General features: G+C 44.4%; 14 protein-coding genes. 4 read left to right on the plus strand and 10 right to left on the minus strand.

Annotated elements, in window-relative coordinates; translation table 11 throughout:
* Positions 1 to 58 precede the first annotated feature (58 nt).
* Positions 59 to 946: a hypothetical protein gene (locus A3860_RS19145; RefSeq protein WP_081148574.1), complete on the plus strand. Its 888-nt coding sequence runs from the start codon at positions 59 to 61 to the stop codon at positions 944 to 946.
* 131 nt (positions 947 to 1,077) lie between these two features.
* Here A3860_RS19145 and A3860_RS19150 read toward each other — a convergent pair whose 3' ends face one another.
* The 3 genes from A3860_RS19150 to A3860_RS19160 form a co-directional block, all read right to left on the minus strand.
* Positions 1,078 to 1,467, minus strand: a complete 390-nt coding sequence (locus A3860_RS19150) for a DUF5684 domain-containing protein (protein WP_081148576.1) — start codon at positions 1,465 to 1,467, stop codon at positions 1,078 to 1,080.
* Positions 1,468 to 1,936: 469 nt separating this feature from the next.
* The gene (locus A3860_RS41665) at positions 1,937 to 2,743 is read right to left on the minus strand and encodes a DUF2452 domain-containing protein (RefSeq protein WP_216823473.1); all 807 of its coding nucleotides are present in this window, start codon (positions 2,741 to 2,743) and stop codon (positions 1,937 to 1,939) included.
* A 96-nt stretch (positions 2,744 to 2,839) separates the two neighbouring features.
* Positions 2,840 to 3,256 carry a YqaE/Pmp3 family membrane protein gene (locus A3860_RS19160; protein ID WP_216823474.1) on the minus strand — a complete coding sequence of 139 codons (417 nt, stop codon included), beginning with the start codon at positions 3,254 to 3,256 and terminating at the stop codon, positions 2,840 to 2,842.
* 341 nt (positions 3,257 to 3,597) lie between these two features.
* On the opposite strand from A3860_RS19160, the gene A3860_RS19165 reads away from it, so the two are divergent.
* Positions 3,598 to 4,701, plus strand: coding sequence for a DUF695 domain-containing protein (locus A3860_RS19165; RefSeq protein WP_081148578.1), 1,104 nt, complete (start codon positions 3,598 to 3,600; stop codon positions 4,699 to 4,701).
* A gap of 141 nt (positions 4,702 to 4,842) precedes the next feature.
* Positions 4,843 to 6,264 (plus strand): sensor histidine kinase, encoded by a 1,422-nt coding sequence (locus A3860_RS19170; protein ID WP_081148581.1) that lies wholly within the window; start codon positions 4,843 to 4,845, stop codon positions 6,262 to 6,264.
* 95 nt (positions 6,265 to 6,359) lie between these two features.
* Here the strand turns inward: A3860_RS19170 and A3860_RS19175 are convergent, their stop codons facing one another.
* Genes A3860_RS19175 through A3860_RS19180 form a run of 3 tightly spaced genes read right to left on the minus strand, consistent with a single transcriptional unit; the run spans position 6,360 to position 8,048 of the window.
* Complete coding sequence (locus A3860_RS19175) at positions 6,360 to 7,073, minus strand: dienelactone hydrolase family protein (RefSeq protein WP_143774181.1); 714 nt, start codon at positions 7,071 to 7,073, stop codon at positions 6,360 to 6,362.
* Positions 7,037 to 7,189, minus strand: coding sequence for a hypothetical protein (locus A3860_RS41170; RefSeq protein ID WP_158085309.1), 153 nt, complete (start codon positions 7,187 to 7,189; stop codon positions 7,037 to 7,039). The genes A3860_RS19175 and A3860_RS41170 overlap by 37 nt, the downstream gene beginning before the upstream one ends.
* Before the next feature lie 28 nt (positions 7,190 to 7,217).
* Positions 7,218 to 8,048 carry a class I SAM-dependent methyltransferase gene (locus tag A3860_RS19180; protein ID WP_081148583.1) on the minus strand — a complete coding sequence of 277 codons (831 nt, stop codon included), beginning with the start codon at positions 8,046 to 8,048 and terminating at the stop codon, positions 7,218 to 7,220.
* A 214-nt stretch (positions 8,049 to 8,262) separates the two neighbouring features.
* On the opposite strand from A3860_RS19180, the gene prfB reads away from it, so the two are divergent.
* A protein-coding gene (gene prfB / locus A3860_RS19185; protein WP_394334794.1) for a peptide chain release factor 2 occupies positions 8,263 to 9,358 on the plus strand; the annotation gives its coding sequence in 2 pieces (ribosomal slippage) (positions 8,263 to 8,322 and positions 8,324 to 9,358; 1,095 coding nt in all).
* 336 nt (positions 9,359 to 9,694) lie between these two features.
* Here prfB and A3860_RS19190 read toward each other — a convergent pair.
* The 4 genes from A3860_RS19190 to A3860_RS19205 all read right to left on the minus strand — a co-directional run bounded on the left by A3860_RS19190 (position 9,695) and on the right by A3860_RS19205 (position 13,125).
* Positions 9,695 to 10,606 carry an OmpA family protein gene (locus A3860_RS19190; RefSeq protein ID WP_081148585.1) on the minus strand — a complete coding sequence of 304 codons (912 nt, stop codon included), beginning with the start codon at positions 10,604 to 10,606 and terminating at the stop codon, positions 9,695 to 9,697.
* Positions 10,607 to 10,621: 15 nt separating this feature from the next.
* Positions 10,622 to 11,890, minus strand: a complete 1,269-nt coding sequence (locus A3860_RS19195; protein ID WP_081148587.1) for a hypothetical protein — start codon at positions 11,888 to 11,890, stop codon at positions 10,622 to 10,624.
* A gap of 30 nt (positions 11,891 to 11,920) precedes the next feature.
* Positions 11,921 to 12,487 (minus strand): hypothetical protein, encoded by a 567-nt coding sequence (locus A3860_RS19200; protein ID WP_081148590.1) that lies wholly within the window; start codon positions 12,485 to 12,487, stop codon positions 11,921 to 11,923.
* 62 nt (positions 12,488 to 12,549) lie between these two features.
* The gene (locus A3860_RS19205) at positions 12,550 to 13,125 is read right to left on the minus strand and encodes a hypothetical protein (protein WP_081148593.1); all 576 of its coding nucleotides are present in this window, start codon (positions 13,123 to 13,125) and stop codon (positions 12,550 to 12,552) included.
* Between the last annotated feature and the right edge of the window lie 84 nt (positions 13,126 to 13,209).

The raw sequence follows: 13,209 nt of genomic DNA on the forward strand, positions 1-13,209 counted from the left end.
CCGGCATCAAAAACACGCACTTTACCTCATTCAATTTTTACACCTTAAAAGTATACTCATGAAATGTAGAATTTCAGCTGCTATTGCTATGCTCTTTCTAATGGTATTATCAGTTGTTTCCTGTAAAAAGGATAACAGTGCTCAAACGCCTGTTAGTGATTCAGAAGCACAAACCATTAGCCAGGAAGATGCCGCCGCCGAAAATGAATATGATGATATTACCGAAATGGGGCTGGCAGCCGGGGCCGATATGGAAAGCGGCGCTATTGATAACGGCCGCATAGCAACCGATGGCAACACCGCCCGTATACGCATCGATCTTTTCGTAAACCTGGCTTTGAAATTAGGACCTTGTGTTACTATTACTGCTGAACCTAACGACACTACTTTTCCCAAAACAGTTACTATAAATTACGGCGATGGTTGTATTTGCCGCGATGGCAGGTTCAGAAAAGGATCGGTGGTCCTGTACTTCAGCGGCCCGCTTCGCAAAACCGGTTCTGTGCTTACGGTAACGCTGAAAGATTTTTATGTTAACCGCGCCCATATTGAAGGGGTGAAGACCATTACCAACCTCAGTGCCAACGGCGCCATAAAATATTCAGTGAAGATAGAAGGTGGTAAGGTTACCTGGCCCAATGGCAGAGGATTTACTTATGTGGGCACCAAAACCGTTACGCAAATTGAAGGGGCTGCCACTGCTGCCTGTGCCGATGATGTATACTCAACCGAAGTACGTACGCAGATCAAATATGCCAATGGTATTACGGTAACAAAGAATTCCGAATCACCGCTTATTAAACCCGTAGCCTGTCACTGGATCACAAAAGGGGTATTGAAAATAACCATTAATGACCGGGTAATGCAGGTTGATTTTGGGGCGGGTGATTGTGATGACAAAGCCTTATTGATATGGGCGAATGGACAGGTAGAGATCAGTTTGTAAGTTTTTGAATTTAAGAAACTAAAAACTAACTAAGAACTAACAAGCTAAAGAACTTAAAAACTTTCTCGGAGCCACAAAAAATAAAAAGCCTTCCCGTTTTTCGGGAAGGCTTTTCTATATTCGATTGTAATTTACATCGCAGGTTTTGCATCAAAATCGAAATGCGGTTGTTGCGCAGCGGCAAATGCAGCAGGATCACCAGCGGGGCCAATGTATTTGGCATCGCCAAAGGCAAGCATAGGAAAAAATATAAAACCTAAAAAGAGGAGGCCTAAAGTGTAACCAACGTCTTTTCCGAAACTTTTAGATAACAGATTGGTAGCCCATATACCAAAAACGGGAAACCACAGTATGAATATCCACCACCATGGTTTGCCAATAATTTTTAACATCACTATAGTGCCATAAATGGGAATAATGGAAGCCCAGCCTGGTTGACCGGCTTTTTCAAATACTTTCCATCCCACATAAATATAAAAACCTAAAAAAGCGAGATAGAAAAGAATTGCAATTACAATCATAGATTTAGTTGGTTTTAAATTAGGAATTAATAAAAATGTAAATAATTTTTAACATTTGCAAGTGGTACCGTAAAATGAGTACGACGCCGGTACCGTAAATATGCGCCGGGCTTTACCCCGGTTCCTCGTATAACCTAATGATTTTTACTATCATAACTCTCAGACTGGCTCGCTGAAATGTCGTATGAACACTTGTGCAAAACGCCTTTTGCATCCTGATTAGCATTCTGTTGTGTATGCGGATATTATTTAATGGTTCGGAACCATTTCATTTGTCAGGCGTTAAAAGGAGGATTCCCCGGCGCCTGGCAACCTGTATGAATTGACGGGGCAGTTATCGTTATATTACCATATAATGAAGTGCATAAATTACCCAGTTGCGGGTAATCAGGCCCCCGGTCTCTTATTGCCGGGAACGTCCTGAGCAGGTGTTCACCCACCGGCCGAAAGTCGATCGATCGAAGGGTGATTATTGAACTTCCATCCAGGTATGATCGGCCAGCAATTTCACCATGGCCACAAACCGTTTGTAGGGCCCCGCGCCGCCGCCCCATTCTTTGGGGCTTACCATCGATAGCAAATGGCTTCCATCGGTTTTTTCATATACATAATAGGTATGTCCGATCACCGGCGTAAAGTTCAGTTTGGCGCCATAAATAAGAAGGGATAATTCTTTGCGTTTTTGTATTTCCTGCGCCTGTAATGCCAGCAGCTCTATTTGTTTCCTGATTTGTTCCAGCTGCATATTGGTTTGTTCTTCCATTGCCGTAAGCGCCTTGTGCCTGATGACGCCTTCTTCGGTTGGTTTTATAACAGCGCCCGAAACAGAAGCCGAGTAGGGGAGCACACTCATTTGTTTATGATAGTACGCTATATTGGTATAAGGCTTTAATTGCGGAGTAAAGCCCTGTTGGGTGATGCGCAAATAACCATTGGGCATTATCTCATGCAACAGGTGTAATACGGGTTCGTGCTGCCGGTAAAATACCGCTTCAAAGGTGATGCCATCAATAAATGTCGCTTTTAGCGTTTCTGCCACTTCCTGGTTTTCGAACGTGTGCTCCTGTCCGTCAGGCACAATATCATACCGGCTTTCGAAAGCCTGGTTTTCGAGGGTTACCCAGTTCATGGTAATGGAAAGAAGGCGCTCATTTTCTATGGCTTCCATCTTATATATACCAGAGCGTGGTCGGTCGCCCCATTCATACGTGCCTTTTTCGGGAAACAATTGCCAGCTTGATAAAAAATTATATGCCTGTACCATAAGCAGGCACAAAAGTCAGGCATTTTGCTGAAACAATTTCAGCGGGCTGAAAACAAAAAAGCTTCCCGACACGTCGGGAAGCTTTTCAAAATTAGTTATATCGTGGCTTTAGATTACATCAAAAACCACCAGCAGTGCAAATATTACACCAGGGATCCAGAAGAGCAAAGTAAGGATCAGGCTGATCCAGAACTTTGTGTTCACTTCTTCTTCTTTCAGATAAACAGCCAATGGGGGTAACAGAATGGCCAGGATAGCCAGCAATACCTGATCAGTTTCAGCAGCACGACCAGCCCTTTTATCAGCCTTATAATCTTTCAAAACCTTCTTAACTTCTTTGATGCGTGTTTTACGCTCATGTTTTGACAGGTTCCTGAATTCATCAACGGCGGAAGTCACAGCTGCTGGCGCTGGTTCGGTTTTAGCAGTATTATCAGCAGCCGGTAAAGAAGCAGCCAGTGCCGGAGATGTGCAAACAGATACCATTACCAGTAAGGTCAGAACGTGGGTAGTGATCTTTTTCATATTATCTAATTTGATAAACAAATATAATGAGGAATTTTTCAGATTAGAGCATCACATGCAATTAAAAGACCAGATAAAATGTTCAACATCTTTATAACCACCTTCTGATAATGTCAAATTAACCCCATTATATCCCTTATCCACTTACTTTTGTTTGGGGAAGCCTTGCCGGCTGCGGGAATTTTCCACAAAAACGCTAACCAATGTGTTGAAAAAATGTAAACCCGGCGATCATTTTTTAAGGTTGTATATAACAGTTAGGGTAAAACTGCATGCACCATAAGAAATACGGAAAAGAAATGACTATTATTGCACATTCAATTTTGTAGAAAATAATTACCATGGCTGGCATAAGCAAATATTATAGAAAGGCAGAAGAAGTGCAGCAGGCGATAACAATGTTCTGGCAATGGTTTATCGACAATGAACACCGGTTCAGAGGGCTTGAAAAGAATGATTCTGATCAGGCTTTGTCGTTTTTGGAAGAGTTGATAGCACAAATGCAGCCATTTAATCCTTATCTTAAAGCACTGGCCGGTCCCGATAATAACGATAATTACGAACTCATCATAACCTCCGATGGCGATATCGCCTTGTTTAGTAAGGTAGAAGAACTGGTTAGTGCCGCGCCTGCGGTTCCCAACTGGGTATTCACTGCACATAAACCCGCCCTCGGTTTTGAAGGAATCAGCATCGATCTGTACGGACTTCAATTCACTGCCGACACTACCAGCTTTTATCCTATTGTTCAGGAAAATTATCCCGATGAAGTAAGTATTGTGATCACCCATAACGGGTACAACAAGGAGCTCGATGAACATTTTCAGGCTGGCGGAATGATCTATCTCGAGAACGGGTTGGGCGAAGTGAACACCGCCACCAAGATCGATAATTATGAAACCGGCCCTGTACCACCCGCCGGGGAGGGCATTGAGATCATCCCCATTACAAAACTGAGCGAATATTTAAACTGGCGCGAAAAAGAATTTGTCGAGAAATACGAATCGGTTCCGGCCGAACGCCCCGATACCTATCATTTACTGGAAGCGGAAGACAAGGATGGAAAAAAGATCCTGCTTACCGTTAATATGGAATGCAGGTATTGGGACAAAAAGCCCGCGTATTCCTGGTTGCTGCAGGTGAATATAAACTATACCGGTGACGAAACCGGGTTCCCGTTAGAAGAGCAGCTGATCGCCCTGCAAACACTCGAAGAAGAGATCTTTACCCTGCTGCCGGGCGATCGCACCATTTTGGCCGGAAATAAAACCTACGACAATTGCAAGAATATTTATTTTTACGTTAGTGAATACAAAACAACGGCTGCTTTACTGAACCAGTATGTAGAAAGCAAGGAAACCCAGTATGAAATATTGTTCTTTATACGAAGAGATAAATACTGGCGCACCATGGAACAATATTTCAATTTGCCAATTGAGGATTGAGTTTGTAAGTTTATGCGATAATTGTTGATGAGATGGCTGAAACTCAGGAACTTACCGGGATGGGTCAGAAATAAAAAAAAGCTTTTTACGTTAGGTTTTTATTATATTCAATTTCCTTAGAAACAACACGATAGTAGCTGTATGCACGTCTTACGCCTGGATTTATTGCGTTATTGGGGGTTCATAAAATCTATCGGAGTTACGCCCGATATGGAAGAGTATGAGAAAAGGAAAATGAGCATCTTTAACCAGCTTAATTTCCTGGGTATCATTACGGGCGTTATAGTACCCATCATCGGAATTTTTTTTAATGACCACCTGCCGCCACTTGCCTGGTTTATTGCCGGGTCACCGTTAGCCATCAGTGTAATAGTGCTTTGGTTGAATTCCGAAAAATATTATGAGCAGGCCCGCCTCGTTTATTTCAGTTTATATCCTATTGCCACCTGCCTGGTGTACCTGGGAAAAGTTGATGTGGGGGTTGAGCTGTTCTTCGTACTGTACGGCGTTTTATCGGTATTCTTTTTACAACAGATCATTCATATCATATTTGCGTTCACCTTATCGGTGACCTGTTACTTTTTTGCCTGCATTGTTCCGCACGATTTTTATTTCAGGCTGGTGACGGTCAATTATTATTTTTATGTATTCAATCACCTCACTGCCATCTCCTTCATCTTTTACGCTATCTATTTTATAAAGCAGGAAAATACCGGCTATCACTACAGCCTGCATAACAAATCGGAAGAATTGCATCGCCGCAATATTGAAAGCGAACTGCAAAAACGGGAAATAGCCCAGAAGGCATACCTGCTCGAAGAACAAACCGCCAAGCTAACTGAGTTGAACCAGCTAAAGAATAAATTATTCTCCGTTATTGCCCATGATCTTAAAACGCCTATGTATGCGTTGCGGAACCTGTTCAATAATATGCACCTCAATGAAATGCCGGTTAAAGAATTAAAGGCCCTGTTACCCGGTATCGTAAATGAAATGAATTACACCACCAACCTCATGGAGAACCTGTTGCAATGGGCCAAATCGCAAATGGAAAATTCGTCCCTGCAACCCGAGGTGCTGGATATTGAAACCATGATAAGCCGGGTATTGCAAATGTTACACTGGCAGGCCAGCAATAAACGCATTTACCTGGAATCGCAGATAGAAGAACCGCTGTTTTGTTATGCCGATAAGGAAATGGTGAACCTGGTATTACGCAACCTGTTGTCTAATGCTATCAAGTTCACGCCTGAGAACGGTCATGTACGGGTAGGGGCCAGGGAACGCGCCTCCTGTGTTGAGATCTTTGTGCAGGACGACGGTGTTGGCATCAGTGCCGAACGCCAGAACCAATTGTTTGGCGATATGTTTTACTCAACCAAAGGCACTAATTCGGAAACCGGTACCGGCCTGGGACTTATGCTGTGCAAGGATTTTCTGGAAAAGAACGGCGGCCGCATAGCAGTAAAAAGCCAGCCCGGAAAAGGCAGCACGTTTACGGTTACCCTGCCCAGGTTCGGTGGCGATAAAGGACCGCGGGTGTCCATGAGCAATGGGCAATAAATAGTATTTCTGATTTTGGGATGTAGAGATTTCGGGATCGTATCAGGTTCGGCATGCTGCCCGATCTCAAAATCACGAAATCTCTACAGCGGCAATTACTTAAAGATCCTGTCGAAGAATTCCTTCATATCTTTCCAGCTTGCGCTATCAGCAGCGGCATTATAGGCAATGGGAATATTCCATTTTTTACCAACTTCTGTAGCTTTGGGATTCGTGAACGCATGTACGGCGCCGGCATAGGTTTTGAACGTTAGATCGGCGTGTATAGAATCCATTTGCTTTTTGAATTTGTCAACTTCTTCTTTTTTTACAAAGGGATCATCAGCACCATGGCAAACCAGTATTTTGGCTTTCAGGAGGTCTTTATTGGCCGGTGTGCCCACCAGGGTGCCATGAAAGCTCACTACGCCTTTAAACGGTTCGCCAAGGCGGGCTGCGTTCAATACCATACCACCGCCAAAACAATAACCAATAGCAGCAATTTTACCGGTATCTGTTTGCATATAACTTTTTAACGCCACCAGGGCTGCATCGATACGTGCTTTTGCCTTTTGTGGGTTGGTGTAAAATGGCATGGCCAGCTTACCCGCTGTGGCCGGTGAGTCGGTAGTGAGGCCGTTGCCATACATATCCATGGCCATGGCAATATAACCCAGTTTGGCCAGCTCACGGGCCCGCATTTTGGGATAGTCATTCAGGCCCCACCATTCAGGAATGATCAGTATGGCCGGGCGTTTGGTATCGATGCTGGTATCATAGGCTACATATCCGTTCATGGTGGTGCTATCACCGGCAAAACTGATGTCCATTTCCCTGATGCCGGGCGCTTTGGCAGCAGCCGGCTGACTGGTTTCTTTTGACGGCTGCAGGATGCAATTGTAGCCAGCATGATCAGCAAAAAAGCAAAGCCAACAGAGTGTTTCATGATAAATGTTATTTTATTGGTTAGTAGTTTACACTTTCGAATAAACACCGCTTTCCAGCATGATCTTTCCCTCAATAAGGTTTGTATGCAGGTTCCTTAGTTTTTCCAGCGCGGTATCGCCCATCAGTAAATGCAATCCCAATGCCGGTAATCCTTTTTGGGCAATGCGGGTGAACAGGTTGTTGAAGAATGCGATCCCTTTGGCGGTTTCATCCTTTACCTGTATGCGTTGAAAACCGGTTTCAATCAACAGTTCCTGCAGTTGCGGGGAGGTCGCTAAAAAGCTCATGGAAGCATCGGAAGCCCAGGGAACCGGAAATTGTATGGGCAATTGATCATGGCTCAGGATATCGTAATACACAAAACGTGCACCTGTAATTAATACGCGATGTACCTCGCTGTAAAAAGTTTTTTTATCGGCAATGTTCATTTGCACATGCTGTGTAAATACGGTATCAAAGCTATTGTTATCAAAAGGTAATGCCAACACGCTGCCGGTTACAAACCGGGTAGCATGTTGTAACCCTGTTAATGCTGATAATTGTTGAGCGGTACGTATATAGTCGGCGGTGATATCAATACCGGTAACCACGCAGCCGTATTCATCGGCCAGCAGGCGGCAGGTTCCGCCCAAACCACAACCGGCATCGAGGATGCGCATGCCGGGTTGCAGGCCTGCCGCTGCTGCCAGCTCACGCGATACTTCCTGCCCGCGAACATGAAACTCATCTATAGGCGCCATGTCTTTCCTGGTTATATTACCGGGCATAATACCGGTCCTGGCAAGGGCCTGCAGAATGGTTTCATATAAATGATCGTGGGCGTAATGGGCCTCTATTAAAGAATCGTGGGTGTTCATATACTGCTGTATCAATAATTGAACAAGATTGGCGGGATAAATGTACAGGAATAATTATTGCAAATTTTTATATGAGAGTATTGCTGCGGTTTAGTTATGAGTTTTAGAGTTTTCCGGCCTATGAAGTGATTAAGTGAAAAATTGAAGGAAAGCTAAAAATTACCGGGTTAACATAGAACTAAAAACTAAATAACTTAATAACTATATTTGCGCTATGACACAAGAAAAAATAAATGATATGAGGTCCCGCCTTGGTGGACTGAGGAGGTTTCTTTGACGTCGACAATCGTCAGTACAAGATCAATGAAGAGAAACAACTTTCCCTTTCGCCCGGTTTTTGGGATGATAACAAACGGGCAACCGAGATACTCAAAAGCATTAAACTAAACGAATTCTGGATGAAGCTCTACGACCTGTCAAAAGCGGCCGTGGAGGATTTTGTTGTGCTGTTTGATTTCTGGAAAGCCGGCGAAGCCAGCGAAGAAGAAACCAAAGAGGCTTATGAAAAAGCCCTGCAACAACTGGATGAAGCCGAATTCAAGAGCACCCTTAACCAGCCGGAAGACGAACTGCCGGGCGTACTGCAAATAAACAGCGGCGCCGGTGGAACCGAAAGCCAGGACTGGGCCGAAATGCTGGCGCGTATGTACCGCATGTATGGCGAAAAACAGGGCTGGCAGGTAACCGAGCTCGACTGGCAGGAGGGAGATGGCGCCGGTATTAAAAGCGCTACCCTGCAATTTGACGGCCCCTTTGCCTATGGCTTTTTAAAGGCCGAGAGCGGCGTTCACCGCCTGGTGCGTATATCGCCGTTCGATAGCAATGCCCGCCGTCATACCTCGTTTGCCTCGGTGTTTGCATACCCGCTGGTCGATGACAGTATTGAGGTGGCGGTAAACCCCGCCGACCTGGAATGGGAGTTTTACCGAAGCGGTGGTAAGGGCGGGCAGAACGTTAACAAGGTGGAAACGGCTGTGCGTTTAAAGCACCTTCCCAGCGGTATTGTGGTAGAATGCCAGAAAGCCCGTACGCAGGGCGAGAACCGCGAAATGGCGCTGCAAATGCTCAGGAGCCGCCTGTATGAAGAAGAGTTGCGGCGGCGCGAGGCCCTGAAGAATGCCACCAATGCGTCAAAGAAAAAGATAGAGTGGGGAAGTCAGATCCGCAGCTATGTATTTCATCCCTATAAAATGATCAAGGACCATCGTACCGATTATGAAGTAGGGAATGTGCAGCCGGTAATGGATGGCGAGCTCGACGGCTTTATAAAAGCCTATTTGATGATGGAAAAAGAAGCAGAAACAAATTAAGACCCCGTCAACTGGCGGTAAATAAAAAAGGGTGCAGCCTGTTATGGACTGCACCCTTTTTCTTTTACTACGGTGTGTTAGGTGTTTTTATTGCTCTTCCGCCAGCTGGCGAAGTGGGGGGTAAAACAAAGCCACACTGATCAGGCGTGGCTTTGCTTTTGTGAGTGTATCTCAGCACTGAGAACCCAGAAACTCATCACTGAGAACTCAGAAGTAGTTTGCCTGCAGTTTCATAGCTCTCACCATGTCTGCAGGCAAAATATGAATACACCAATTAATATTTCCAAGAGTAATTATTAAACCAATCCGGCATTACTCATGTATATACTTCATTGATTACCTCATTGCAGATTCGTTGCTGAGGCCTTGTGCATATAAAGAACCAGGTAATACGTTCCAGATCAAGGACACCATACGGCGACGTTTGTCATCAGCCTTATAGTCTTTCACTCTGTCTGGATAAGGTAATTCTTCACCTTTACCCATCCATTTAATGTCGTAGTTGATGAGTTTGGGGTTAGGAATAAGACCTTCGTTTATTTTGATAAGGTCAACCAACAGGTTGGCAATAGATTTTGCTCTAAGTTCTGATAATTTAACGTTCAACTCCTGACGTGTGGGGTTGTTCGTTTTCATTTTTGCGAGCAGCGGCGAGTACAAAGGAGATTCCTTTGCGATCGGCGTCTCGTCAGAGAAACCATAGCATACGATAACTGCCACGAATCGTTGTCTCGGGTGGTCCCCAAAGAACTTGATAATTCGCTGCACAATCGGTTCGATAGATTTTTTGGCCTCTTCCTGTTTTTCAGGAGGAATACCAAACATACCGGCAGGGAAGAAGGTGGCTGTTTCGAATGAAGAGAACGTGGAAATGTCATAAAGGTCGTTCAACGACTTCAGATCGGTCAACGCACTCTGGATGATTACGTTTGTGCGTTCAGCAAACTGAAGGATCTCTTCTTTGGTACCGGTTTTCTCTAATTGAACCGCAACGGCGAGCTGGGTATCGATCTTTCTCTCGGCCTCTTTGAGGTTCTTGATGATCTCCTTACCAATGTCAGGATCCACTTCATAATTTTTTACTTTTTCAACTGTCAATGCGATGGCACGCTGAGCTTCTTTTTTTACAAGCTCAAGTGTTTCTTGTGTGGTTTTCGTCAGGTCTTGGACTTGTTTACTGGGGCCGCATGATACAAACATCCCCAGCGCCAGTCCTGATACGACCATGATTAATAGGCTACGAAGCATAAGAGTAAAGGTTTTTTAATAAGCGGGCCCAAACGTGACCTGCTCCTTTGGTTTACTAATTGGCTTTTTCGGATTGGTTCTTAAATGGATACTGGAAGTATCTATCTGACTTTTAACGGCAGACATGCGAATATATTGGCTTTCTTTAACATTTTTTTCCTTTTTTGTTGGCGCTGGCGCCTCATTATAGGAATAAGAACTGTACGAATTGTAAGAATTACTATTCTCTTTTTTCGGTGCCACTTCTTTTACGATTTCACTAACTGGCGTTGGATCAGGCGTTTGTACAACCGGGTTTTGTTTGTTCTTCGCAGCCTTCGTAATTTCCGGATCCGACTCAGTCACCGGCGTCCATGAAACGGACGTAATATTCGCAGATGATGGTAATTTTACCTTTAGTAGTTTTTCGATCGACTCATTTATCTCATTAATATTGTCGTCTTTGATGAATGCGTACGATTTTATCCCCATTTCATTGAACCATTTGCTCCAGATGGTGGTGAGCAGGTTGTATTCACCCGTCCAGTCGTCTTTTGGGTTTAATTCCATCACGATCACTTTCAGGTTGGGGAATCTTTTATTCACCGGCAACAAACCGTAATCACCTTCTTTAAAACGGCTGTTCCAGTCTGGGGCTTTTTTGAGGTTGTTGATGATCTGGGCGCAGGAAGTGTAGCGGTTGTTGCGCGAAGCGCGGCCGTTCAGGCTTTCAAAATCCATATACCCGTCGGTAATGATGAAAAGGGTGTTTTGCGCATCCTTTTCCAGGTCATCCTGCAGGTCTTCATTAAAATACTTCCAGATGTCGGCGCCCGCATAAGAAGTGCTGTTATTGCTGATCACTGCTTTTTTATAGATCTGCGGCAACAGGGTGTTGAAGTTCTTTTCTGTTTCTTCCAGCATCTTGGCCTTTTGTTCGGGCTGGGCCGAGGCCAGTTGCAGACGCAGGTTGCCGGCCATGTCATACACCTCGTTCGATGTAGTTCGCTGTGGAGCTACCATCAGCTTCAGTTTATCATTAACGGTGAAGTATAACCTGGTGGGATCTTTTGCGTTCAGCTTTGATTTAAAAGCGGCGTAGATCGATTGAATGACCTGTATATCCTTTGGAACCTGTTGCTGGTTGTTAGCAAGGATGCGGTCGCTCAAATCGAGCAACATGATATAATTGTCTTTAGGCGGTGCGGAGCCATCTTTCTTGGCGTCCTTCACTGCCTCTTCGATTTCATTGCAGCCTGCCAGTGCCCAGGCGCACATGATTGTGATGATGAGGTAACGTGCCATAACTCAAGGATAAAGAAACCTATTAAAAAATTATTTGAAATAAGACTCCTGGAACTCTTTCAGCTCTTTAATATAGGCGTCGGTCCTTTCGTTGATGAGCTTGATCTGCTCTTCTCCTTTTTCGCGCCCGTATAAAGTAGCCAGGTAACCGTTCCAGCCGTCTCTGAAATAATTAATGTTCTTTTCAATAGCATCAACCGGCAGAACCAGTCGGTCTTTTTCCTTGCTCAGGTCTTCCGCTCGTTGGGTTATCTGTTGCAGCTCCGTTTCATATAACATCCGTTTTTCTTCCAGTTGAAGGATCTCATCCTGTAAACGATGTATACGTTTGTAGCGCAATTTCAGCTGGTTGCGTTTGCCCCATTCCATCTGCATTAAATAATACACAGAACTCCAGATGGCAAACACGCCAAAACCCAAAAACAGCACCAGGTAAAAGCGTGAATCGCCGAATACCGGTACTATAAGCGTTTTAAATTCATCCCGGTTCAACTTGATCAGGATCTCATTCACCGCGGTATGAACCTGAAGAGCGAGCAAAATGTCGCCAATAAAGACCAGGCTTAGCAATCCCCAAACAACTTTCTTGTATTTCATTCCTCTTTCGGAGAACAGATGGATCGATGTTCCCAGAGCAAAGAAAATAGTGGGGAATACGATCAGGGGGGGTAATTAATGATAAGATAGACCAGTCTTCGAAGGCTGGGTAACAATTGTATGTTTAGCCTTCCTTCCTGGAAAAGGGTCATTGGATCTACACCATTCAACGCAAAATCTGCTACACTCATGTAAAAGTATAACAAGTAAAACGAAAGTGCAACTAAAAGGAACAATAAAAATAAAAAAGTGCCCCAACTGAAGCTGTTATATTGCATCTGCTGGCCGGGCGACCGAACATTATTTATCTCATCTAATTGATTCTTAAGCAAATTGATCTCAGCCTGTTTGGCCGGTACCAATCCCTTCGTTATATCGCGGCTGTTATGAATTTCATCGGCTTTGCTCCTGAACTCGTAATATTTCTCGAGTAAACCTTCGATCTGCTTCTGGATGCGGCCCTTGAGCTCTTCGGTTTTAGGAAGTAATCGTAGGGAGTCCTGCTCAGATAGAATGGAACCGCTTCGTACTTTGTTCAACAGACCTTTATATGCTTCAATGCCTCCTTTATAAGTACCGGCCTGTTCAACGCCGTAAGCTCGCATGTCTTTTACGACAATGTTCGACAGATCAGGCATATGATACCTGTTGCTGTCAGCTAGTCTTGATTTGCCTGAAATGATCACTGATTAACGGTGTGTTTTGAGGGTTATAGCTTCCAA

Source organism: Niastella vici, assembly GCF_002077945.1.
Lineage (GTDB): Bacteria > Bacteroidota > Bacteroidia > Chitinophagales > Chitinophagaceae > Niastella > Niastella vici.